We start from the raw sequence: 22,232 nt of genomic DNA on the forward strand, positions 1-22,232 counted from the left end.
AGTCAGTGCTGACTGTCCGGTCTATGGAATATCATATTATGGTATTCCAAGCTTTGTGCAAGCACTTTGCCGTACCGGCTATCAGCCGAAAGTGGAATTTTCAGTGTCGACGCATTCCCCTGTGGGAGCGGGCTTGCTCGCGAAGGCGGTGTGTCAGACAACTTTGGGCCGACTGACACTCCCTCTTCGCGAGCAAGCCCGCTCCCACAGGGAATGGCGCCAAACCGAGGGTTATTCGGTGAATGGAATGCTCTCCACCACCTCCAGGTCATACCCGGTCAAGCCCGCATATTTCAGCGGCGGGCCCAGATGGCGTAGCTTGCCGACGCCGAGGTTTTGCAAGATCTGCGCGCCGGTGCCCACTTCCGAATAAATCCGCGACTGCGAACGGCTGAACTGCTGTGGTGGTTGAGTCAATTGCGGCACACGCTCGAGCAAGGCCTGCGAGGATTCGTGGTTGGCCAGCACCACCACCACGCCGTGGCCTTCGGCGGCGACACGCTGCAACGCGGCCCACAGCGTCCAGTTGCTCGGCCCGCTGTACTCGGCCCCGACCAGGTCGCGCAATGGATCGATCACATGCACGCGCACCAGCGTCGGTTGCTCGCGGCGCAGATCGCCCATGACCATGGCCATGTGGACACCGCCTTCGATGCGATCCTCAAAGGTGATCAGACGAAAGGTGCCATGCACGGTCGGCAGGTCACGCTCACCGATGCGCACGATGGTGTGTTCGGTGCTCAGGCGATAGTGGATCAGGTCGGCGATGGTGCCGATCCTGATCCCGTGCCTGCGCGCGAACACTTCCAGGTCCGGGCGGCGGGCCATGGTGCCGTCGTCGTTCATTACTTCGACGATCACCGAGGCGGGCGTATGGCCGGCCAAACGTGCCAGGTCGCAGCCGGCTTCGGTGTGGCCGGCGCGGGTCAGCACGCCGCCTTCGCGGGCGCGCAACGGGAAGATGTGGCCCGGTTGCACGATGTCGGCAGGACCGGCGTTGGCGGCGACGGCAGCGGCCACGGTGCAGGCACGGTCTGCTGCGGAGATGCCGGTGGTGACACCGACGGCGGCCTCGATGGACACGGTGAAGGCGGTGCTGAACACGCTGCCGTTGCTTGGCACCATCTGTTCCAGGCCCAGGCGCTTGCAGTGTTCGTCGGTCAGGGTCAGGCAGATCAGGCCGCGGGCTTCGCGGGCCATGAAGCTGATCGCCTCGGGTGTGCAGCAGTCGGCGGCCAGCAACAGGTCGCCTTCGTTTTCCCGGTCTTCATCGTCGACCAGCAGGACCATTTTGCCGAGGCGGTAATCTTCGATGATTTCTTCGATGCTGTTGAAGGCCATGCTGGAGTCTCGGTGTTTGTTGAATGGGTAATCTGGTATACCATAATACAAAACTAACCGGGAGGTCACTATGAAGGCGTACTGGATTGCTCATGTGGATGTCACTGAACCTGATCAATACAGCCAATACACTCGGCGGGCGCCGCAGGCGTTTGCGTTGTATGGCGGTCGGGTTCTGGCTCGGGGTGGGCGTAGTGAGGCGATGGAAGGTCGGTCGACGCCGCAGCGCAGTGTGGTGATCGAGTTTGATTCGTATGATCAGGCGGTGGCTTGTTATCGGTCGGCGTTGTATCAGGAGGCTCGGGGGTTTCGTTTGGGGGTGGCTTTGGCTGAGGTCATCATTGTCGAGGGGGTGGTGGGGCTCTGAAAAACGGCTGAGTACATATCCGTTTCTGCGGTAACGGCGGCTTATGGTTCCGCTCTTACAGCGGGTCACTTTTGGCAAACGCCCCAAAAGTAACCAAAAGGTCTCGCCCCTGGCGTCCGGCCCCTCGCTTAGGCTCGGGGTTCCTTCGCTCCGGCATTCATCGGGGGCATCGCCCTCCGGTTGGCTTCGCTGGCACCTACATGCGATGAGTTCGACTGCGTCGAACGGCGCTGCGCGCCCATCCCCGGATGAACACCTCCACTCAGCCTCCCGAGGGGGCGGGTGGATCAAGATCAAGAGCTGCAGGCGAGCTAACGCTCGGCCTGATGAGTGGTGAAGAGCATGGGTGTACGCCGCTTTTGCTTTTTGCTTTTTGCTTTTTGCTTTTTGCTTTTTGCTTTTTGCTTTTTGCTTTTCTGTAGGAGCTGGCTTGCCAGCGATGACGGCCTGCCAGCCAACCAATCCCTCGCAGATACACGCAAATCAAACTGTAGGAGCTGGCTTGCTAGCGATGGCGGCCTGCAAGCCAACCAATCCCTCTCAGATGTACTCAATCTCTGTAGGAGCCCGGCTTGCCGGCGATGGCGGTGTGTCAGGTGCCGCAGGGTTGGCTGGGGTGGCGCCATCGCCGGCAAGCCAGCTCCTACAGGGAGGGTGTAGAGCCTCACGATCAGGCCGGCCGGCAGGCCGCCTCGCTTTGGCTTTTGATCTTCTTGCCCCATCGAGAGGCCGAGTGGAGGTTCTGCGCAGTGGGCAACCCGGCATGGATGCCGGGTTAGCCGCCCCCGGCCATGGATGGCCGATGGCGGCGGGCCCACGGAGCAGGACCGGAGCGAGGGCATGCCGAGCCTAGGCGAGGCACCGAACGAAAGGGGCAAGAGCCTTTGGTTACTTTGGGCTTTTCAAAGTGACCCGCTGTAAGAGCGGAACCATAAGCGGCCGTTACCGCAGGAATGGATATGTACACCCGAAAGCCAGCGTCGAACGACAAACCTTCGCGAGCAGGCTCGCTCCTACAGGGGAGCCGGTTACCAAAATTCGAACAACAGAAAACAGATCAACGAATAAAGTGAATCTTCCCGCTGTCGTCATTACCCATGTAAATGCCATAAACCCCAGCCTGCCGCTCCTCGATATAACGCTCAAGAATCTGCCGAATCGCCGGGTAATAAATGCTGTCCCAGGGAATCTCCTCAGGCGCGAAGAACTTGTAGTCGAGGGTTTCCGGGCCGTACTGCCCGGTGATCTCCAGCGCGATGGCGCGAAAGATGATGTACACCTCGCTGATCTGCGGCACGCTGAAGATCGAATAGGGCGAGACGATTTCCGCGCGCACGCCGCTTTCTTCCCAGACCTCGCGCAAGGCCGCCTGCTCGGTGGTCTCGCCGCTTTCCATGAAGCCCGCCGGCAGGGTCCAGGTGCCGGTGCGGGGCGGGATGGCGCGTTGGCACAACAGGTACTTGCCGTCCTGCTCGATGATGCAGCCGGCAATGATCTTCGGATTGACGTAGTGGATGTAGCCGCAGCCGCGGCACATCAGGCGCTCGTGCGTATCGCCCGGCGGCACCCGCTGACCGAGATCAGCGCTGCCGCACTTGGGGCAAAAGCTCGGGCTGAACATGTCAGCGACCTATGCGCGGTTCTTTCAGCGCGATGGGCTGGGTGATCGCCGGGATGTCGCCGGTTTCTTCCTGCTTGCGCTTGAGGTAGTCCAGGGCCACGGCTGCGGCTGCACGCACGTGGTCGACGCACGCCTGGTGGGCGAGCAGCGGATCACCGCCCTTGATCGCCTCGACCATGCGTTCCATTTCCTGGTTGCTGGCGCCGCGACGGTTTTCCTGGGACACCGAAGTCGCGCGCAGGTAGCTGATGCGTGCCTGCAACTGGCGCAACTGAGTGGCCGCGACATGGTTGCCCGAACCTTCGAGCAGCACGTCGTAGAAACCCTGCACCGAGTCGATGACCTGTTGCAGCTCGCCGTCTTTGAGCGCCTTGCGGTTTTCTTCGAGGGCTTTTTCCAGGGCCTTGATGTCCTTGGCCTTGGCGCGCAGGGTGAACAGTTGCACGATCAGCCCTTCGAGCACGCAGCGCAGCTCGTAGATGTCCACGGCATCGGCCAGGGTGATGATCGCGACACGCGGGCCCTTGGCATCGGCGAATTCCACCAGGCCTTCGGATTCCAGGTGACGCAAGGCTTCGCGCACGGAAGTACGGCTGACGCCCAGGCGATCGCACAGATCGCGTTCGACCAGACGGTCTCCCGGCAGGAGCTGGAAGTTCATGATGGCGCTTCGCAGTTTATCCAGCACGATTTCGCGCAGGGTAACGGGGTTGCGATTGACCTTGAAGCTGTCGTCGAGTGGCAGGCGTTTCATGGGGTCCGCTCTTTAGGTTGGCTGTCCATGCCAGACGGGCATTTAAACAGTCGAGGGGTTAACTGGAGGCCTCGGCATCGGCTTCGGCGAAGGCTTCTCGGGCGAGCCGGAAACTGTCCACGGCAGCGGGAACACCGCAATATATGCCGACTTGAAGCAGAATTTCGCGTATTTGCTCACGACTCAGGCCGTTACGCAAGGCGCCGCGCACATGCAGCTTGAGTTCATGGGGGCGGTTGAGGGCCGAGATCATCGCCAGGTTGATCATGCTGCGCTCCTTGAGCGACAAACCCTCACGACCCCAGACATGACCCCAACAATATTCGGTGACCATCTCTTGCAGTGGCCGGGTGAAGTCGTCGGCGTTTTCGATGGAGCGGTTGACGTAGGCTTCGCCCAGCACCTGGGTGCGGATCTTCAGGCCTTTTTCATATTTATCGTTGTTCATTTTGCTGCTCTCCCGTGGGGGATTTGGATCTCGACGTCGATCTGTAGGAGCCGGCTTGCTGGCGATGGCGTACTTGCAGACGCCTTCGCCAGCAAGCCGGCTCCTACAGGGTGAACCCGCGATTCAGAGGCCGCCCATCAAGGTGTATTTGAGTTCAAGGTAATCCTCGATGCCGTACTTCGACCCTTCACGGCCCAGCCCCGAGGACTTGATCCCGCCAAACGGCGCGACTTCGGTGGAAATCAACCCTTCGTTGATCCCGACCATGCCGTACTCCAGCGCCTCGCTCATGCGCCAGGCGCGGCCCAGGTCGCGGGTGTAGCAGTAGGCGGCGAGGCCGAACTCCGTGTCGTTGGCCATCTCGACGGCCTGGGCTTCGCTGTCGAAGCGGAACACCGCTGCCAACGGACCGAAGGTTTCATCCCGGGCGACTTTCATCTGCGTGGTGACGCCTGTGAGCACGGTCGGCTGGAAGAAACCGTTGCCCAGTGCATGGCGTTCACCGCCGCACAGCAGCCGGGCGCCGTGGGCGAGGGCGTCTTGCACGTGGTCTTCGACCTTGGCCACGGCGCGCTCGTTGATCAGCGGTCCTTGGGTGACGCCATCATCGAAACCGCTGCCGACCTTGAGCTGCGATACCCGTTCGGCCAGTCGAGCGACAAAGGCGTCGTGGATGCCGTCCTGCACCAGGAAGCGATTGACGCAGACGCAGGTTTGTCCGGCGTTGCGGAATTTGGCGATCAGCGCGCCATCGATGGCACGCTCCAGATCGGCATCGTCGAAGACAATGAACGGCGCGTTGCCGCCCAGTTCCAGCGAGACTTTTTTCAGGGTCGGTGCGCACTGGGCCATCAGCAGTTTGCCGATGGCGGTGGAGCCGGTGAACGACAGTTTGCGCACCTGCGGGCTGGACGTCAGCTCGGCGCCGATGGCGATGGCGTCACCCGTGATCACGTTGAAGATGCCAGCGGGAATCCCGGCCTGTTCCGCCAATGCCGCCATGGCCAGCGCCGAGAACGGCGTTTCCGGGGCCGGTTTGACGATGCACGGGCAACCGGCGGCCAGCGCCGGGCCGGCCTTGCGAGTAATCATCGCCGCCGGGAAGTTCCACGGCGTGATGGCCGCGACGACGCCAATCGGCTCCTTGCTGACGACGATGCGCGCATCGCCCTTGTGGCTGGGAATGGTGTCGCCGTAGATGCGCTTGGCCTCTTCGGCGAACCACTCGATGAAGCTCGCGGCGTAGAGGATTTCGCCCTTGGCTTCGGCCAGTGGCTTGCCTTGTTCGAGGGTGAGGATCTGTGCCAGGGCGTCGGCGTTTTCCATCATCAGGGCATGCCAGCGCTTGAGGGTATTGCTGCGCTCCTTGGCGGTCAGTGCGCGCCAGGCCGGCCAGGCCTTGTTGGCGGCATCGATGGCCAGGCGTGCGTGCTCGGCGCCGAGGTTCGGCACGCGGCCGATGAGTTCACCAGTGGCCGGGTTGAAGATGTCCTGACAGGCGCCATCCGGCGCGTCCAGCCATTGGCCATTGATGTAGGCCTGCTGGCGGAACAGTAACGAGGCTGCTGGGCTCATGCCGGCTCCTGAGTAATGTGGTGGACCCTGTGGGAGCGGGCTTGCTCGCGAAAGCGGTGGGTCAGTCAATATTGATGTCAACTGACACTCCGCCTTCGCGAGCAAGCCCGCTCCCACGAGGGGATTGTGTAGATCCATCAGGCCAGGGTAGGCAGCGGTCCCAGCTTGCCTTTGTGGTAGATCATCGGCGTCACCGGTTGCGCGGGCAGGATCAGGTTCTTCACCGCGCCGACGATGATCGCGTGATCACCGCCGTCGTATTCGCGCCACAGTTCGCACTCGATGATCGCCGTGGCCTTGGCCAGGATCGGGTTACCCAGATCACTCAAGTGCCACTCGATGCCCTTGGCCTTGTCCTTGCCTTTACCGGCGAAGGCATAGGCTTCGGCGGTCTGCTCGGCGGACAGCAGGTGAATCGCGAACTGCTTGCTGTCGCGCAGCACCGGGTAGGTGTCGGAGCCGTAGTTGGGGCAGAACAGCACCAGTGCCGGGTCAATCGACAGCGCACTGAAGGCACTGGCGGTGATGCCGACGATGCCGCCATCCGGGTCGAGGGTGGTGACCACCGTGACCCCGGACGGGAACGAGCTCATCACGTCTTTGTAAATGCCGGGTTCGATCATTTTCCAGGACTCCTAGCGCATCACGAAGGGATCAGGCATCGGTGCCTGGGACAGGTTGATCCACACCGTTTTCAGCTCGGTGTAGGCCAGCACCGAATCGATGCCGCTTTCGCGTCCATAGCCGCTGTTCTTGAAGCCGCCGATCGGCGCCATGGCCGAGACCGCGCGATAGGTGTTGACCCAGATGATCCCCGAACGCACGTCCCGGGCAAGGCGATGGGCGCGGCCGAGGTCGCGGGTCCAGATGCCGGCGGCGAGGCCGAACTGCGAGTCGTTGGCGATCGCCAGGGCTTCGGCTTCGTCCTTGAAGCGGATGACCGAAGCCACCGGGCCAAAGACTTCTTCCTGCATGATCTTCATCGAGTTGCGGTCGCACTCGAACAGCGTCGGCTCGTAGAACCAGCCGTCGCCCAGATTGGTCGGACGCTTGCCGCCCAGACGCAAACGCGCACCTTCAGCGATGGCATCGGCGACCAGACCTTCGACCACGGCCAGTTGCTGCGCGGTGGCCATCGGGCCCATTTCGCTGCTGTCGTCCTGCGGGTTGCCGATGCGGATGCGCTGGGCGCGTTCCACCAGTCGGCCGACGAACTCATCGTAGATCTCGTCCTGCACCAACAAGCGCGAACCGGACACGCAACTCTGCCCGGAGGCGGCATAGATCCCGGCGATGGCGCCGTTGATCGCGCTGTCGAGGTCGGCGTCGGCGAAGATGATGTTCGGCGATTTGCCGCCCAGTTCCAGCGACAGCTTGGCGAAGTTCTCCGCACTGCTGCGCACCACATGCCGCGCTGTCGCCGCGCCGCCGGTGAAGGCGATCTTGCGGATCAGCGGATGGCGGGTGAGGGCCGCGCCAGTACTCGGGCCGTAACCGGTGACGACGTTGACCACCCCCGGCGGAATCCCGGCTTCCAGCGCCAGGCGCGCCAGTTCGAGGATGGTCGCCGAGGCGTGTTCCGACGGCTTGATCACGATGGTGTTGCCAGCCGCAAGCGCCGGGGCGAGTTTGATCGCGGTCAGGTACAGCGGGCTGTTCCACGGAATGATCGCGGCCACCACGCCCATGGCTTCGTGCACGGTGTAGGCAAACAGGTCCGGCTTGTCCAGCGGCAGGGTGCCGCCTTCGAGCTTGTCCGCCAGGCCTGCGGTGTAATGGAAGAACTCCGGCAGATAGCCGACCTGGCCACGGGTTTCGCGGATCAGCTTGCCGTTGTCGCGGCTTTCCAGCTGCGCCAGTTGTTCCTTGTTTTCGGCGATCAGGTCGCCCAGACGTCGCAGCAACTTGCCGCGAGCGGTGGCGGTCAGTCCGCGCCAGGCCGGGCTGTCGAAAGCGGTTTGCGCGGCTTGTACGGCGCGCTCGACATCGGCTTCGTCGGCATCGGGCAGCTCGGCCCAAGGCTCGGCCAGCGCCGGGTTGAGGCTTTCGAAGGTCTTGCCGGACAGGGCATCGACCCATTCACCGCCGATGCACATCTGGAAGCGTGCGAGTGTCATGCAACGATCCCCTTGATCTGGTTTTGTTGGGAGTGCGCGGCCTGCAGAAACTCCAGCAACAGCTGGTTGACCAGGCGCGGCGATTCTACGGGCATCATATGCCGTTGCTCGGCGAGCACGGCAACGGTCGCGCCGGGAATGCGCTCGGCCAGCTGCCGGGCCATTTCCGGGGTCGAGCCCGGGTCCAGTTCGCCGGTGGCGATCAGCGTCGGCACCCGGATACTGGCCAGGTCATCGGCGCGGTACATATCCTGGGTGGCGAACAGTTCGTAAGTGGTCAGGTAACCCTGCGGGTCATTGCCGGCCAGGGTCTGGCGAATCGCGGCGATCTGCGCCGGGTTCGCGGCCTGGTATTCACGGCTGAACCAGCGCGACAGCGCCGCTTCGGCATTGGCGTCCGGCCCGTGTTCGGCGGCCTGGCTGGTGCGGGCGATGACCCCGGCGCGCTGTTCGGCGCTACGGTTGAACACGCTGTTGAGCACCACCAAGCCTTCCAGGCGTTGCGGGTAGTGCAGGGCAAACGCCCGCGCCACCAGCCCGCCCATGGAAAAGCCGATCACCGTTGCCTTGGGCAATTGCAGGTGGTCGAGCAGCTCCAGCAACTGGTCGGCATAACCGAGCAGCGGCGTGCCGCTCTCCGGACGCGGACTGGCGCCATGGCCGAGCATGTCGTAGGCGATGACGCGGTAGTTCGTGGCCAGGCCGACGATCTGGCCGCCCCACATTTCTTTGTTCAGGCCCACGCCGTGGATCAAGACCACGGGCTGGCCTTGGCCGGTCGCCAGGTAACTGGTGCCAGCCGGGGTGAGTTCAGCGGTGAGCCGAATCATGGAGCGCTCCTGCAATGCCTTCTTGTTGTCGTTTTGCTGGGCGGTTACTGGGCTTTTTCGGCAGCCAGTTCTTCCAGGTCGATGTAGCGGTTGCCGATGCGCGGGTGCAGGCGGCCACCGTCGGCGCAACCCAGGACCACGACGATTTCGTCGGCACGCGGTGCGTCTTCGATCTGCATTTCCAGGGTGATGTAGTGCGAACGCAGGCCTTCGTCGTCCTTGTGCATCATCGGGATCTGGATCGAAGTGCCCGGGCCGCCGCGCTTGTTGGTGAAGCTCAGGTAGCTCTTGGCCTTGACCGCTTCGCGGTAATGGTTGCCGAAGCGCAGGGTGTGGATCACCGCCGAAGCGTGCTCGATTTCGCCGTCAGCGCCGACCACCGCAGCCTTGCCGTATGCCTCGATCTTCTCGGCGCCGCCAATGATGCCCACCAGGCGCTCGACCATCAGTGCGCCGAGGTCGGAGCAGTTGGCGCGGATCTGTGGTTTCAGGTCTTCGACGAAACCGTTGCCCAGCCAGGGGTTTTTCATCACCACGGCCAGACCGACCATGGTCACGGGCTTATCGGTGGCTTTGCCGCCTTCAATAAAGGTTTCTTCGACATAGCTGACGATCTTGCGGATTTCGAAACTCATGAGCTGCTCCGTAGAGGTTTTGGGTGTCTGTGCGTCTGATGGTATACCATAATACCGATGACGCAAGTCCCCGAACGGAGTTTCTGGCTGGATGGCAGGTAAAAGTTCGCTTACCGAGTCGCCGGACTGATGACACCAGCTTCGCCCTTGGCCAACTCAATGGGGAGCGGACCTTTCACTGCGGGTGGTTGTGCGTCAAGGAAACCGACGTGGTGCTGGTAGTACACGCCCATTACCGGGTTGTTGGCGGTGATTAAGTGATAGTAGGGCGCAAATATTTTTATAGCTGTCCTTTGCCACTTGCTCGGCGAGGTGGCGTCGACTTGCTGGGGGCGGCGAGGTTGGGAGGTGTGCTGCTATGGAAATGGTGCGCAAAGTTTAGGGAGGTGGGCGTTAGGACGACGACCGACCAGTACTGGTAGTAAGGATGCCCAAACCGCCAAAGATATGCCGCCGACGAGCAATTACGATGGACGAAAAAAGTAGCATATGGCTACTATGATGTATCCCTAGGAAATCACCATCTCTCGTGATTGTTCGATGGAGTACTTTCAGCGGCTAATGTTGAGGCTGAGGGATGGATGACACCCTTTCCTAATATAAAAACAATGTGCCTGGTACCTCGCCGGCGTGACAAGGATCGTTAAATGCGACACGACAAAGATGATCCTAAGGGATATTACCTAGTCATGGGGTTAACCTCGACCGCCGGGGATGATCAGATCAAGGCCGCCTATCGAAGGCGCGCCATGGAGCTACACCCTGATCGCAACCCTGGAAACGATACCACCCGGCAATTTCAATTCTTAAATGAAGCTTATGCGGTGCTATCGAACCCCGTCTCCAGGACCGAATATGACAGCGTGGGTACTCAAACTGCTGGCACTGATCCCGCGACATCTCAAGTGCCAGACCCTATCGTCTGTTCTCTCTGCACAAAAGTTTCGGCTCAACCAAGAGTCGTGGTATTCCGATCTGTAAAAAGCTTCCTTGTGGCAACAATTCGCAAACCTATCGCTGGTGTGTACTGCAGTGAGTGTGCTCAGAAACAGTCTCTGAAAGCATCAGCAACCAGTTGGTTGCTTGGTTGGTGGGGCTTTCCATGGGGGCCGCTTTACACTGCGCACGCATTGGTGAGCAACATGTTCGGTGGCACGCATCCACCGCTTGAAAATGCTAGATTGCTGGGTTACCAAGCTTACTATTTCTATGCGACTGGACGCCCTGACCTGGCACAGTCACTCGCCGAAAACGCGATAAAGTACTGCAGGAAAGTGCCGAATACACCTAGCCGTAAAAGTGCGGAAGAAACTGAGCGAGACAGTCTGCTCAGCAACCTTGAAGCATTCATGGCCGAATTGGGTAGCAACAACAAAGCCAATCGATTGAAAAACAGCTGGGGCCCCATACACGGTCGTTTTTTTGTCCATCTTGGTGCGATTGCTGCGGCGGCTGGAGTGATCGCCATCGCGATAATTAATTATCCCCAATCACACTATTCTCCGCCTCGTGGGCCAATGCCGTATTCCGCGCAACCTGCCCCATTAGCAACTTCCACAAATGTGTCGGGTGGTATGGTTGTTCAGCCTGCGTCGGCTACCAACACCCCACAGAAGGTGGTGGCAAAAAAACCGGCCTATGTGCGTTCGAAGATGGCCCCAAATGGCCGGCCATGGCCTAAAACCGCGGGGTACTTGGTTGGTGAACCACAAACGCACAAGACTGGCCACTCGGAGGTGACGATCGACAATGGGCAGAACAACTCGGACGTTCTGCTGAAACTCGTTGCGTTGGAAGGTAAGCTAGCCCGGCCGGCAAGGCAGATTTTTATTCCTGCACACAGTAGCTTTACCATGAAAAATCTCACTGCTGGCAACTTTGATGTACGGTATCGCGATCTGACTTCCGGCGGTCTTTCGCGCTCGGAATCTATGGAGCTAACTGAATCCACCACATACAAAGGGACCCAGTACAGTGTTATCACGCTTACTCTCTACAAAGTGGCGAATGGCAACACTGCGACTTACGGGCTTTCAGAGGATGAGTTCTAAAGAACTTGAAAGGCTTCAAAGTACTTCATTATTCATGCGAGCCAATAAAAATTGTGGTGCTGCAGTCCGTGTAGTATTCAGATGTTATCAGCTGTTTTTCTACCGTTGGAGAGCACATTGAGAATGTTCAATGGACGCTAGTATATTTTATATAGCGTCTGGCATAAATTTAACTTGCTGCTTGTCGTCGCGTTGATTCAAATCGACGCCGTAGTGAGAATTGCTTTTCAGAATGTATCGCTCGGCGGCACATATGTAAATTTGAGCGTAGATGGATTCAATGTGAATCATGTGGCCCACGATGAGTTTTACCAGTTGCCGTGCGCGTCTGGACAGCTCATCGCCTGAGGTCATTAGTGCACCGAGCTGCTCTTCGTCGGTGAACTCGCGACTAGCCTGCACCTGGATTTCACTTCGTATAAGAGGTGCACATCAGATCAATCAAATCGCCAAAGAACTCTTGTTTAAATGCGTTGTAGGTTACGCCCCGAAAGCTACAAGACCTTGCGCCGTTGCCTACGGTTACGCCAGAATCCGCCGGCTTGTGCGCCTGGGGTCCGCTCGGTAACTTGATTCGCATCACTGCCCATCAGTGATCGGGTTTAGCAGCCCGTTGATGTCAAGACGCATGATGTCTCTATCAAACAGGTATCCCTTACCTGCACTTGATGGTGGTTGTGCGCAGGGCGCTTCGGCGCGCCGATTTCTTGGCTCATCGGTCTGCTAACCTGCGCACAGCTGCCTCCCATATCGTTTAGCAGCGAACGGGTTGTAGCCTCACTCTTATGAGGATAGAGCCAATGTTCAAGGTCACCCCCAACCCGCCGGACACCGATCCGGCACCCCCCTACGAACCCGATTCAAACAAACTCAACGAAACCGCCGAGCGCGCTCTCGATTTTCACTTCCCCTCGACCGCGGATATTAAAGCCACGCCGCGTACGGTCAGTACCTTGTTTACCGTCGACCCGCAGGTCGATACCGAAACCTTGGTGGTTTACCTGGTGGAGACGTTGGCTTCGGTGGATGTGATGGTCCACCAGTTGGTGGATCATCTGGACGGTGGATCGCGCAATGCTCTGCTGGGGATTTCCAACAGTGTGATGTTGGCGGAGATTACGGCGAACCGGGTACTGGATCAGATTGATTCACCTGAGTAAGTGCGGTTCGTTTGAGTGAGTGGATTGCTCACGATGATGCGCGGCGGTCTCTTTTTTGGGGCTGCTGCGCAGCCCAACGGGGGCAAGCCCCCTCGCCACAGGTTTTTCAGTGTCTGTGCTGATAGCTCATCAGGACTTCGCTTCCTTGGTCCCCAGCACATCACGAATGTTGTCCACCACATTGCTGTCCTTGATCACATCATTCAACCACCCCTCGAGCGGCATGTTGCCCCATTTGATCGCGCGTTCGATCAGGTAGGGCACGGGGCTCTGGGGTTCGGTCTGCTTGAAGAATTGCGCGATGCCCGCGAGCAGGGTGAATGCCTCGTCGCGGGTCTGCGGCGTGGTGCGCAGTGGTGTGACGGGAGTGTCTTGCCGGGTCTGGGTCATTGCCGCACCTGCAGGTTGTGCGCCGGCGCTTTCGGCGACGGTCGGGGTGGGGGCGACAGGGGCCGGGTGCAGTTCGATGCCGCGGTCCTTGAGCAGTTTCTCGGCCAGTTGGCCGGCGCGGGACAACACGTCATGGAGCCCGGCGAAGCTTGGCGCGTCATGACCGAACAGCCTGTCGGCGGTGCTCTGCAGTTGTTGGCACGCATTGAGACTGGCGGCAATTTCGCCGGCCTTGAGGCGCAGGTGGTCGGAGTCGGTCAGCACCACCGAACGCTGGAACACCTCGGCGTTGATCTTGCCTTCGTCGAGGGCGGCGCGCATGGCCTGGGGGTTCTGCAAACCGAGGTTTTCGACGTGCCGGGATTCGTCGTAACGCAGCAGGCCGTACTGCTGGCCCTGGGTGATGGGCAATCCGCCCACGACATCCGCCAGGGTCGTTTTCATCCACGCCAGACGGGCAGCGCGTTCATCGACGCCGTCCTCGAGGGAAGGGAAGAGGCCGGCCCAGAAATTATCCAGCAGGCGTTCGGCCAGGGTCAGGCCGAAGGTGATACCGGTGAAATGGTACTTGTGCGCCAGGGCTTCGCTGAGCCAGGCGACGAGCATCAGGTCCTTGCTCTGTCGAGCCAGGCCCTGGGCAGCCAGGGTGAGGGTCAGATCCCAGTCGGAGGACTTCAGATCGGTTTGCCAGTCACCCTGGGTCAGGTAATCGGGGTCTGCTCGCCGTGCTTCTTTCACCTGATCGAACAAGGTGGAAAAGCTCAGGTCTTCGCCGCTCCCCTCATTGATGGGCGCGGTCAGTTCGGCCAGCGAAAGGTCGTTGAGAAATTCAGACATGGGAAACTCTGATCAGACTAAAAGAACACCGCGCCCGCCTGGCAGGCGCAGTGCTGAAAACGAGCCGCGTGTGCGGCCCGTCATTACCACGGTGTTATGCGAAAACCTTGTTCGCGGTGCGATCCCAACCACCGGTGACGTTGCCGCCGCCCTGGCCATCGGCACGGCTCTGCTGGGTGTAGGTGGTCTTGATGCGAGCGAAGTTGAAGCTGATTTCTTCGATCGGCAGATCGCCAACCGCTTTGTCTTCGCCGTTCTGGTTACCGCCAGCGATCGCTTTCACGGACGACACCACGACTTCTTCCAGGTTGATGGTCAGGTAGGTGACCTTGTCGCCACCGGCGCGGTTCACGTTCAGCTGGATCTTGGCAATGTGCTTGCCATTGCAGCAGTGTTCGAACAGCTTGGCCGAAGCCTTGTCCACGGCTTTGCGGATGCGGAAGTCGCTCAACGCTACACGTTCCGACGAAGCACCGCCCGACGAGCTGGCCGTCGCGGAGGTCGCTTGGGTGGCGCCATACTCGTAGCCCAGCACTTCGATCCAATCCTTGTGTTTGTCGTCCAGCACTTCACCTGGAATACCTTCGATCTGGATGTATGCGTCAAATGCCATTTCTATTTTCTCCTTACCTTCATTTAAAGGGATGTCACCTGCGAGCAGGTTCCAGCCCTTCGTTCTAACCTCTTTGAAACGATCAACAGAGGTGTCTTATGCCAGCCCGGGCCTCTCGTCGAGATGACCCGGATGCCGGTATTTCTTCACAGGGCGCGCATGCTCAGTTGAGTGCCCGCACTTCGATTTCTACCCGCCGGTTAGGCTCCAGGCAGTGGATCAGCTGCGCTCTTGGTTGCTGCATGTCGCACTTGACCAAGGGCTTGTTGCTGCCTTCGCCGACGGCTTCCACCAGCTCGCCGGGTACGCCTTTGCCCACCAGGTAGGTCTTGATGGTTTGCGCCCGCTGTTTCGAAACCTGCAGGTTGCCCTGCGGGTCGCCGAGTTGGTCGGCGTGGCCGGCGATGATGATTTTTCCGATGTTGGGGGTGCTGAGCAGCTTGCCGGCGATCGCGCTGAGCTGGCTTTGGCCTTCAGTCTTCAGGCTCTGGAAGTCCGCACGGGCGAAAGCGAACAGGGTGTCCGACTCCAGCGTGATGGTTTCGATCGAGCGCAACGACTGGGTCAGCAGGCTGTTGATGTAGTTGCGCGAGCTGGAGATCAGGAACGCGTTGTCGAGGATCCGCGGCACGTCCGGCTGGTGAATCTGGTCGCTGTAGAAATTGATCTGGCGGCTGGCGAACTCATAGTCCGAGGCGGCGACACTGGCGTTGCCGACCTGGCGGGCAATCGCCGGGTACCAGTAGTCCGGGATTTTCGCCTTGAGGAACGCAGGGTCGGCCTTTTCCCGCTGGGCACGCGACAGCATGACGTAGGTGTCCAGCGTCGCCTTGCCGAACGCGGCGATGGACTGCGCCCGGTTGTCGTTCGGCAGGGCCTTGGGTTCGACGCTGTCCACGCCGGTCACCGGCATCAGGTCCTTGGCATTGCGCTGATAGACCTTGAGGGTGGTCAGCAAGTACAACGACCGGGTCAGGTTGTCGGCCGTGGGCTTGAGCATCACGCTTTCCAGGCGGTCGAAATAGCGGCTGCGCACCAGTGGTTCTACCTTGTGGCCCTGATAAAGCCCGAGGCGCATGCGCAACGGTACGCCTTGGTCGTGATGCCGCGCGTAGTAATCCGCGGTCCAGAAGCGCAGGCGATCGAGGGTTTGCCAAGCGGTGTATTGCCCGGTGGCGGAGCGGTCATCGGCCGTCGCCTGAGTCAGTTCTGCCGAGATGCCCTGCAGGGTGTTCCTGTTGTTCACATACGACCAGCCCAACAAGCTGCACAGCAGCACCGCGACCACTGCGGCACCGCCGATCCAGGCCGCCCGGCGCCGACGCTCGCGGTGGTTGGTGGTGTACAGCGCCACCAGGTGCTGGTCGGGAATGATCACTTTGCGGAACAGGCTGTTGATGAACAACGGGCGCGGTTGCGCGTTGCCGTTGGCGATCTCCCGGTCACCTTCCAGCGAGAATCGCTCTGTCACCTGGCGTGCGTGCCCGCCCAGTTCCGGCTGGTCGGCATCGAGGGCACTGGTGAAATAGAAGCCGCGCAGCAGTTCGGCACTTTGATAAGGGTTGGCGCGCAACAGGGCATCGACGAACAGTTGCAGCCGTGGCTTGAGGGCCGCCAGCTCCAGCGGGAACCGATACACCGCCGAATCCTGACGGGTGATCTGGATGTCTTGCGAGACCAGCTGCTGGCTCGCCACCTGTTGCCAGTAGCTGACCAGCTCGTCCATCGCAACGCCAAAGCGCTGCCCCCAATCGGCCTGCTCATAGCCTTTGTGGGAAAAGGTCTTGCCCATGACTTCGCCACGGGCGGTTTCGTCCAGTTGCCGATAGAAAGGCGCGAAACCCGGCACCAGGTCGCACTTGGTGAACACCAGGTACACCGGCAGGCGCACTTCCAGCAGGGCATGGGTTTCCTGGATGCGTTCGCGCAGGCGCTTGGCGATGCGCTCCTGATCGTCGAGCGAGGTTTGCAGGATGTCGTGGATGCTGACGGTGACGATCAGGCCGTTGAGTGGCCGGCGCTGGCGATGCTGGCGCAGCAGTTGCAGGAATGCGCGCCATTTGCCGGCCTCTTCCTGGTTGTTCATGTAGCGGCCGGCTGTGTCCAGCAGCACGGCCTCGGAACTGAAGAACCAGTCGCAATTGCGCGTGCCACCGAGACCGGCGACCCGCACGCCTTCGCGCTCGGCATAGGGGAAATTGAGACCCGACTGATAGAGCATGGTGCTCTTGCCTGCCGCGGGCTGACCGACCACCAGGTACCAGGGCAGGGCGTACAGCGCATCCTTGGGATTGCTGCCCCGTGGCTTGTTGCTGTGCAAGCGTTCGATGCTCTGCAACAGCCGCTCGCGCAACAGGCTGACTTCCTCGCGATCCGCCGGGCTCGCGTTCAGCACGGCCTGGTCGGCATCCTCGCGCAACAGTCCTTCGAGGTTGTGATGCCGGGACACGCCCCGATAAAGCAGCAGTACATAACCGGCGGACAGGCCGAGGAACACGCCAATGCCGGTCAACAGGCTGTTGAGCGAACTGAAGTCAAACGCACGGCCGATGCCCCACACCACGAAGATCGTGAGGAAAAAGCACACCCCGAGAATGTAGGGCTGATAGCGCAAGAAGTAATACTTGATCTTGTTCATACGGACTTCGAATCCAGGGCATCGACAAAACGGTCGATAACGTCACCCAGAGGGCGGTCGATTTCGGGAAAAGCGTGTTTCGGGTGGTGCTCGTCAAAGGCATCGAATGACGCCAGCACGTCATAGCTCTGCGAGCGCTCATTGATGCCGGTCAGCAGGCGGTAGGCCTCGCTGGTATTGCGTGAGGCAAAACAGATCAGCCGGGGACGCATGAAATCGTCCGCCAGCAGGTTGACCTGCGGCGCGGCGCGTTCGGCTGTCATTTGCGTCAGCCAGGTGACCCACAGATCGGCGGTCGGATTTTTCAAACCCCTTTCCGCCGGCAAGGGCAGGGTGATGCCGATCGGCGTTACGTGATCCAGATGCTTTTTGAGTGCCTGAAGGCGCGTCAGCACGGCATTGATGACGAACTCCGGGTAAGTGCCCTGGAGCGCGAAGGCAATATCGCGCAGGTTGAAGTTCACCAGGAACTTGTCATGCACGCGGCGGAACAACTCGAAGTCCTGCCCCTGCAACGGGCGCAAGGCCTTGATGCGTTCGAACAGCACCGAAGTGCTTTCGCCCTGGACGGCCATGTGCAGCAACGGCCTGATCTGCCCGCTGAACAGTTCGCCCAGGGTGAACGGATTGACCAGTGGCTCGGCTTCACTGGCCTTGAGCGTCTGGAAAATGAAGAACGGATAGCGCCGCCCACTCGAGTCCCTCGAGCTGATCAGCCCGCCCAGCAACCAGTTGCCACTGCGTGCGCGATAGCTGAAAAAGCACAGCGGCAGTGCGTCGAACAGCTCGCGCCAGTCTTCGCGATGCTGCAGGGCGGCCAGTGCACCTTGCAGCCAGCCGTCGAACTCGCAGACGTCGTCGCCCGCACCTTGCAGGCTGACGAAGTCCGGGCTCGCGGGCACCTTGCCGAAGCAGCCGATCATAGGCCGCAACCCTGCTTCAAGGTTCGCCGGCTCACAGCGCTTGACCTTCTTTGCTGTTGAGCGCGCTCAATGCCTTGACGTTGGCCAGGTCGGTCAGCTTGACGCCGCCGTAGTTGCGCACGGCGAGGCTGACCGGGCCACTGCTGGTGTTCCAGCTGAAGCGTTGCTGGATACCGTCAAGATCGCTGACCCGTGCGCTGTCGTTCATGCGCAGCAGACCCCAGCGGCCCGGGTAGTCGAACACCGTGATGCGCTCGCCGGTCAGGGTCACCACATCCAGGCGTGCGCCCGGCGTGGTGGTCGTGCCGGGCCACGAGAAGCGGCTCCAGCTGGTCTTGCCGTTGCGATAGTGCTGCACCTGGCCATCGAGGGTGAAGATGATGTCGGTCAGGTTGGCGGAAGGCTCGAGCATGATCTCGAAGCCGTTGTCGCGGTCCGACAGGCTGGCGATCACCTGGCCCAACGAGCTGGCCTTGTCGATGCTGTTGACCATGTTCGGGTTGACCAGCGGCGTTGCCTTGCTATTGCTGCTCATCCCCAGGCCTTCGCCACCGGACAGGTTGCCGATTTCGTTGCGCTTGAAGTTCGGCAGCAGCCCGGATTCCGGGTCGACGAAACGCTGCAGATCCTTGACCGAAGCTTCATTGCGGCTGCCCGGTGCAATCGGGTAACGGTGCGCCATGACCTGCTCCCAGGGCTTGGCAATCTGCTGTGCCCAGGCCTTGGCAATCTGTTGGCCGGCCGGGTCGCGCAGGGTTTCCCAGGCAAACTGGATCGGTAGGCTGAACAGGCCCTGCAACGATTCGGAAAGGCCGCCCTGGCTGGTGTCGACGGTGGTCTCGACATAGTTGCGCACGCTGGTCACTTCACTTGGCAACCCTTCGAGGGTTTCGCTGATCAACTGCTTGCTGCTCTTGCCAACGTCCTGGGAGCGCTGGATGTTGTTCATCCGCACCTTGAGCTTGCGCAAGGCCGCGAGGTAGCGATCCATGATCGTGCTGTCGGCGCCTTCGGCGTTCTGCACCGCAAACACTCGCGATACCGGTTCGAAGCGCTTGGCCAGGCTGCCGTCGTCGACTGCCGGCAAAGGCGAAATCAGCGCGCCTGGCGAGGTGTTCTTGCCATCGAAAATCCCAGTGACGCTGCTCCAGAATCCGTCATCGGGCTTGATGCCCGCTTGCAGGGTTTCGCGGGGGGCAGGGACATCCCATTGGGTGTTGTCGTTGACCGCCGCGAGGAGGATTTTCACCGGCGAATTCTGCACGTCGCTGAGCAGTGCCAACTGTTGAGTCGCGTTGGCCATGTCGGTGAAGTGGCGAACACCCACGCTGTCGATGAAGGTATACCAGGCCTGGGTGTAGTCGCGCTTGTAGCGCGTCATGAACTCGCGGATGAAGTTGGCTTTCTGCACGATGCTGTCGCCGCCTTCGCCGTCGAGCACCCAGTCCGATTCGTTTTGCAGGTTGCCCGACACCAGCTTGATCAGATCCGGCTTGACGAACTGTTCCCAGCCCTGGCGGGTGAAAATCGCCGGAACCGCCTCGGTGCCGTACAGCAACTGACGGCCGGGCATTGGCACCAGGTCGCTCAAGCCAACGGCCGGGAACTGACGGCTGGATTCCAGTTGCAGGCGCAGGTATTCACGGTCCACCAGCGAGCTGGAAATCATGAACGACTTCAGGCTGTTGCGGGTTTCGCTGATCAGTTGCTCGTTACGCGACAAGGCCGGTGCCTGGCCGTTCTTGAGCAATTGCACGTAGACCGGCGAGTTGTCCTGGATCACCGCCGTGCTGACAGGATTGTCGGCACTGGCGGTATTGGCCCAGGCCACCGGCAACGCGGCACCGACGAACTCAGGGTCCGGGTGGGTGCCCGGTTGCGTGAGCATCAGGTAGAGCTTCAGTGCGTTATAGGACTCGATGATGGACGCTACTTGCCGCTCATCCAGCCGGCCGAGCATTTCCTCGGACAACGAAAGCCCGCCGGTGGTCGCCGACAAATCCGCGGCATCGCTCGCCGTGGCAGGGTTGCGCAGTGCCGTCAGCGCTTCGCCCCGTGCCTTGTTGGCGGCACCCTTGGCGGTACCGGTCAGGCGACTGGCGACATCAGCGCTGCTGCGCGGCAGGTTGTTCAAGCGGATCGGCAGTTTCTGGCCAGATGCGCGCGCTTTGACCGGGTCGGCCTTGTTTGACGCAGGCGCAAAGCTGTTCTGCGCATCCACGGTCTTGGCGAATTCATTGAAGGCGCGCATCTGCAATTGCAGCTGCAGGTTGACCGGTTCCAGTGCCTGGGTGCGCAGTTGCTGCAAGTAGGCGGTCTGCGCGACGCGGTAGATGTCGTCACCACGATACAGGCCGGCACCGAGTTGCAGTGGCACGCCTTTGGCGCGGTGCTTCTCGATGGCCGAGAGTTGCTCGCGCAGCAGCTCCAGGCCCTGGCCCGAGGCGAGCAGCCCGGCACGGTCCGGGGACTGTTGCAGCTCGCTCAGTTGCTCGCGCAATGTGGCCAGCCACTGACGGTTGTTCTGGAACGACAGGGCTTGCCAGCCAATGAACGCAACCCCGGCCAATACCGCCAGGCCCAGCAGGGCAGGGCTGGCGGAGGTGTTCTTGCCAAGGCGCGACTGATAAAGGGTCAGGTCGCGATCCGGGAAGATCACCCGGCGGAACGTATCGGTGATGAAGTAGCTGCGGTCGCTGATTTTCTTGCCGCTGCTTGGCTCCGGTTGCTCAGGCTCTGGTTGCAGGGCGAACGACTCGGCCAGGTCGTCTTCATACACCTGGCTCAGTTGCTGGTCGGTCTGCAGTGCGCTGGTGAAATACAGCCCGCGCAGCAACAGCGGTGCACCGCTGCGACCGGTCTCGGCAAAGTGCTGGAGGAACTGCTCCAGCACGCCCGACAGCTCGGCGAAATAGTTCGGGAAATTCAGCAGCGCGCTGTTGGCATCGGCGCCCAGCGCAATCATCTGCGCGTCGACGTGGCGACGAATATGGCCATGCAGGTTGGCCAGCTTGGCATCCAGTACCGGGCGCAGGCCCTGGTTGCGGATTTCGGACAAACCGAAGGTCATGCCCAGCGGTTGCTGGCGCTCGTTCAGGTCCAGGCCTTCAAACGCCTGGCTGAAGCCCGGCAGTTGATCGGTCTTGCTCAGCATCAGGTAGATCGGTGGATTGGCGTCCAGGCAATCGTTGTACTCCTCGATGCGCGACACCAGTTGCGCGGCCAGTTCGTTGCGCTCGGCCGCGCTGCACGCCAGCAGTTCAGGCAGGCTCACCACCAACACCAGACCGTTGACGGCGGCCTTGCTGCGTTGCTTTTTCAGCATGCGCAGGAAGGCGGCGAATTCGCTGGCCGACGGATCGTCGCGCAGGTACCGGCCGGCCGTATCGATCATCACGGCCTCGGGGCTGAAATACCAATCGCAATGCTGGGTGCCGCTTTGTGTGTCGTTGGCGCTGCTGGCAATGCTCGCGGACAAACCGGAGCGGGTCAGCAACGAGGTCTTGCCGGCCGCGGACATGCCGATCACCAGGTACCACGGCAAATCGTAAAGCGCCGACGAACCGCCGCCGCCGGCCGAGCGGTCGGCGCGCAGCATCGCGATGGCGTGCTTGAGGCGTTCGCGCAGCACTTGCTGATCGCGGAACTCACCGGTGGACTTGAGCGAACGATCGACTTCGATCTGTACCAGGTTTTCAAGGTTGTGCTCCGCCCGGATACGCTTGTACTGACGCAGCACAATGATCAGCAGGTAGAAGGCGCTGACGATCGCCATCACCTCCAGCGCATAACCGCGCAACCAGCTCACGTGCGGCGCGACGAACCAGCAAACCGCCAGGCTCGCCAGCCACAGCACGGGGACGAGGAACCAAAAACTTTTTAACGAGCGCAATAATGTCTTCATGTCTTCCTGACTCGATTACCTGACCTGT

The 22,232-nt window shown here is 60.7% G+C and carries 17 protein-coding genes; 3 read left to right on the forward strand and 14 right to left on the reverse strand.

What is annotated here, in order from left to right:
• Nucleotides 1-231: 231 nt before the first annotated feature.
• Nucleotides 232-1,341, reverse strand: a complete 1,110-nt coding sequence (gene ribBA / locus QMK54_RS12420; RefSeq protein WP_320402596.1) for a bifunctional 3,4-dihydroxy-2-butanone-4-phosphate synthase/GTP cyclohydrolase II — start codon at nt 1,339-1,341, stop codon at nt 232-234.
• A gap of 70 nt (nt 1,342-1,411) precedes the next feature.
• On the opposite strand from ribBA, the gene QMK54_RS12425 reads away from it, so the two are divergent.
• The gene (locus QMK54_RS12425) at nt 1,412-1,708 is read left to right on the forward strand and encodes a DUF1330 domain-containing protein (RefSeq protein ID WP_320402597.1); all 297 of its coding nucleotides are present in this window, start codon (nt 1,412-1,414) and stop codon (nt 1,706-1,708) included.
• Between the two features lie 1,057 nt (nt 1,709-2,765).
• On the opposite strand, the gene QMK54_RS12430 is transcribed toward QMK54_RS12425, so the two are convergent.
• The 8 genes from QMK54_RS12430 to QMK54_RS12465 all read right to left on the reverse strand — a co-directional run bounded on the left by QMK54_RS12430 (nt 2,766) and on the right by QMK54_RS12465 (nt 9,688).
• A complete protein-coding gene (locus QMK54_RS12430) occupies nt 2,766-3,329 on the reverse strand; it encodes an NUDIX hydrolase (protein WP_320402598.1) in 564 nt (187 codons plus the stop codon).
• A 1-nt stretch (nt 3,330) separates the two neighbouring features.
• Complete coding sequence (locus QMK54_RS12435; RefSeq protein ID WP_110662602.1) at nt 3,331-4,083, reverse strand: GntR family transcriptional regulator; 753 nt, start codon at nt 4,081-4,083, stop codon at nt 3,331-3,333.
• A 58-nt stretch (nt 4,084-4,141) separates the two neighbouring features.
• Nucleotides 4,142-4,531 carry a carboxymuconolactone decarboxylase family protein gene (locus QMK54_RS12440; protein ID WP_110662601.1) on the reverse strand — a complete coding sequence of 130 codons (390 nt, stop codon included), beginning with the start codon at nt 4,529-4,531 and terminating at the stop codon, nt 4,142-4,144.
• 123 nt (nt 4,532-4,654) lie between these two features.
• Entirely contained in the window at nt 4,655-6,106 is a 1,452-nt protein-coding gene (locus QMK54_RS12445) for an NAD-dependent succinate-semialdehyde dehydrogenase (protein WP_320402599.1), read from the reverse strand.
• 137 nt (nt 6,107-6,243) lie between these two features.
• Nucleotides 6,244-6,729 (reverse strand): flavin reductase family protein, encoded by a 486-nt coding sequence (locus tag QMK54_RS12450; protein WP_110662724.1) that lies wholly within the window; start codon nt 6,727-6,729, stop codon nt 6,244-6,246.
• 12 nt (nt 6,730-6,741) lie between these two features.
• Entirely contained in the window at nt 6,742-8,223 is a 1,482-nt protein-coding gene (locus QMK54_RS12455; protein ID WP_110662722.1) for an aldehyde dehydrogenase, read from the reverse strand.
• The gene (locus tag QMK54_RS12460; RefSeq protein WP_160389462.1) at nt 8,220-9,053 is read right to left on the reverse strand and encodes an alpha/beta fold hydrolase; all 834 of its coding nucleotides are present in this window, start codon (nt 9,051-9,053) and stop codon (nt 8,220-8,222) included. Before QMK54_RS12460 ends, QMK54_RS12455 begins: the two co-directional genes overlap by 4 nt.
• A 44-nt stretch (nt 9,054-9,097) precedes the next feature.
• The gene (locus tag QMK54_RS12465) at nt 9,098-9,688 is read right to left on the reverse strand and encodes an amino acid synthesis family protein (RefSeq protein ID WP_007978708.1); all 591 of its coding nucleotides are present in this window, start codon (nt 9,686-9,688) and stop codon (nt 9,098-9,100) included.
• A gap of 647 nt (nt 9,689-10,335) precedes the next feature.
• Between QMK54_RS12465 and QMK54_RS12470 the strand changes: the two genes are divergently transcribed.
• On the forward strand, nt 10,336-11,739 hold the full coding sequence (locus QMK54_RS12470) for a J domain-containing protein (RefSeq protein ID WP_320402600.1): 1,404 nt from the start codon (nt 10,336-10,338) through the stop codon (nt 11,737-11,739).
• Nucleotides 11,740-12,539: 800 nt separating this feature from the next.
• A complete protein-coding gene (locus tag QMK54_RS12475; protein ID WP_320402601.1) occupies nt 12,540-12,899 on the forward strand; it encodes a DUF6124 family protein in 360 nt (119 codons plus the stop codon).
• A gap of 129 nt (nt 12,900-13,028) precedes the next feature.
• Here QMK54_RS12475 and tssA read toward each other — a convergent pair whose 3' ends face one another.
• The 5 genes from tssA to QMK54_RS12500 all read right to left on the reverse strand — a co-directional run bounded on the left by tssA (nt 13,029) and on the right by QMK54_RS12500 (nt 22,204).
• Nucleotides 13,029-14,126, reverse strand: coding sequence for a type VI secretion system protein TssA (gene tssA / locus QMK54_RS12480; RefSeq protein WP_320402602.1), 1,098 nt, complete (start codon nt 14,124-14,126; stop codon nt 13,029-13,031).
• A gap of 94 nt (nt 14,127-14,220) precedes the next feature.
• The gene (locus QMK54_RS12485; protein ID WP_110658897.1) at nt 14,221-14,739 is read right to left on the reverse strand and encodes an Hcp family type VI secretion system effector; all 519 of its coding nucleotides are present in this window, start codon (nt 14,737-14,739) and stop codon (nt 14,221-14,223) included.
• A gap of 163 nt (nt 14,740-14,902) precedes the next feature.
• Nucleotides 14,903-17,377: a type VI secretion system membrane subunit TssM gene (gene tssM, locus QMK54_RS12490; protein WP_223595992.1), complete on the reverse strand. Its 2,475-nt coding sequence runs from the start codon at nt 17,375-17,377 to the stop codon at nt 14,903-14,905.
• Complete coding sequence (gene tagF, locus QMK54_RS12495; RefSeq protein WP_320402603.1) at nt 17,374-18,300, reverse strand: type VI secretion system-associated protein TagF; 927 nt, start codon at nt 18,298-18,300, stop codon at nt 17,374-17,376. The genes tssM and tagF overlap by 4 nt, the downstream gene beginning before the upstream one ends.
• Before the next feature lie 31 nt (nt 18,301-18,331).
• Nucleotides 18,332-22,204 (reverse strand): type VI secretion protein IcmF/TssM N-terminal domain-containing protein, encoded by a 3,873-nt coding sequence (locus QMK54_RS12500; RefSeq protein WP_320402604.1) that lies wholly within the window; start codon nt 22,202-22,204, stop codon nt 18,332-18,334.
• Nucleotides 22,205-22,232 lie beyond the last annotated feature (28 nt).

Origin of the sequence: Pseudomonas sp. P5_109 (genome assembly GCF_034009455.1) — a bacterium.
Lineage (GTDB): Bacteria > Pseudomonadota > Gammaproteobacteria > Pseudomonadales > Pseudomonadaceae > Aquipseudomonas.

Excerpts from the sequence above, each read along its gene's own strand:
- ribBA (WP_320402596.1), bottom strand. The coding sequence starts at position 1,341 with ATGGCCTTCAACAGCATCGAAGAAATCATCGAAGATTACCGCCTCGGC.
- QMK54_RS12425 (WP_320402597.1), top strand. The coding sequence starts at position 1,412 with ATGAAGGCGTACTGGATTGCTCATGTGGATGTCACTGAACCTGATCAA.
- QMK54_RS12430 (WP_320402598.1), bottom strand. The coding sequence starts at position 3,329 with ATGTTCAGCCCGAGCTTTTGCCCCAAGTGCGGCAGCGCTGATCTCGGT.
- QMK54_RS12435 (WP_110662602.1), bottom strand. The coding sequence starts at position 4,083 with ATGAAACGCCTGCCACTCGACGACAGCTTCAAGGTCAATCGCAACCCC.
- QMK54_RS12440 (WP_110662601.1), bottom strand. The coding sequence starts at position 4,531 with ATGAACAACGATAAATATGAAAAAGGCCTGAAGATCCGCACCCAGGTG.
- QMK54_RS12445 (WP_320402599.1), bottom strand. The coding sequence starts at position 6,106 with ATGAGCCCAGCAGCCTCGTTACTGTTCCGCCAGCAGGCCTACATCAAT.
- QMK54_RS12450 (WP_110662724.1), bottom strand. The coding sequence starts at position 6,729 with ATGATCGAACCCGGCATTTACAAAGACGTGATGAGCTCGTTCCCGTCC.
- QMK54_RS12455 (WP_110662722.1), bottom strand. The coding sequence starts at position 8,223 with ATGACACTCGCACGCTTCCAGATGTGCATCGGCGGTGAATGGGTCGAT.
- QMK54_RS12460 (WP_160389462.1), bottom strand. The coding sequence starts at position 9,053 with ATGATTCGGCTCACCGCTGAACTCACCCCGGCTGGCACCAGTTACCTG.
- QMK54_RS12465 (WP_007978708.1), bottom strand. The coding sequence starts at position 9,688 with ATGAGTTTCGAAATCCGCAAGATCGTCAGCTATGTCGAAGAAACCTTT.
- QMK54_RS12470 (WP_320402600.1), top strand. The coding sequence starts at position 10,336 with ATGCGACACGACAAAGATGATCCTAAGGGATATTACCTAGTCATGGGG.
- QMK54_RS12475 (WP_320402601.1), top strand. The coding sequence starts at position 12,540 with ATGTTCAAGGTCACCCCCAACCCGCCGGACACCGATCCGGCACCCCCC.
- tssA (WP_320402602.1), bottom strand. The coding sequence starts at position 14,126 with ATGTCTGAATTTCTCAACGACCTTTCGCTGGCCGAACTGACCGCGCCC.
- QMK54_RS12485 (WP_110658897.1), bottom strand. The coding sequence starts at position 14,739 with ATGGCATTTGACGCATACATCCAGATCGAAGGTATTCCAGGTGAAGTG.
- tssM (WP_223595992.1), bottom strand. The coding sequence starts at position 17,377 with ATGAACAAGATCAAGTATTACTTCTTGCGCTATCAGCCCTACATTCTC.
- tagF (WP_320402603.1), bottom strand. The coding sequence starts at position 18,300 with ATGATCGGCTGCTTCGGCAAGGTGCCCGCGAGCCCGGACTTCGTCAGC.
- QMK54_RS12500 (WP_320402604.1), bottom strand. The coding sequence starts at position 22,204 with ATGAAGACATTATTGCGCTCGTTAAAAAGTTTTTGGTTCCTCGTCCCC.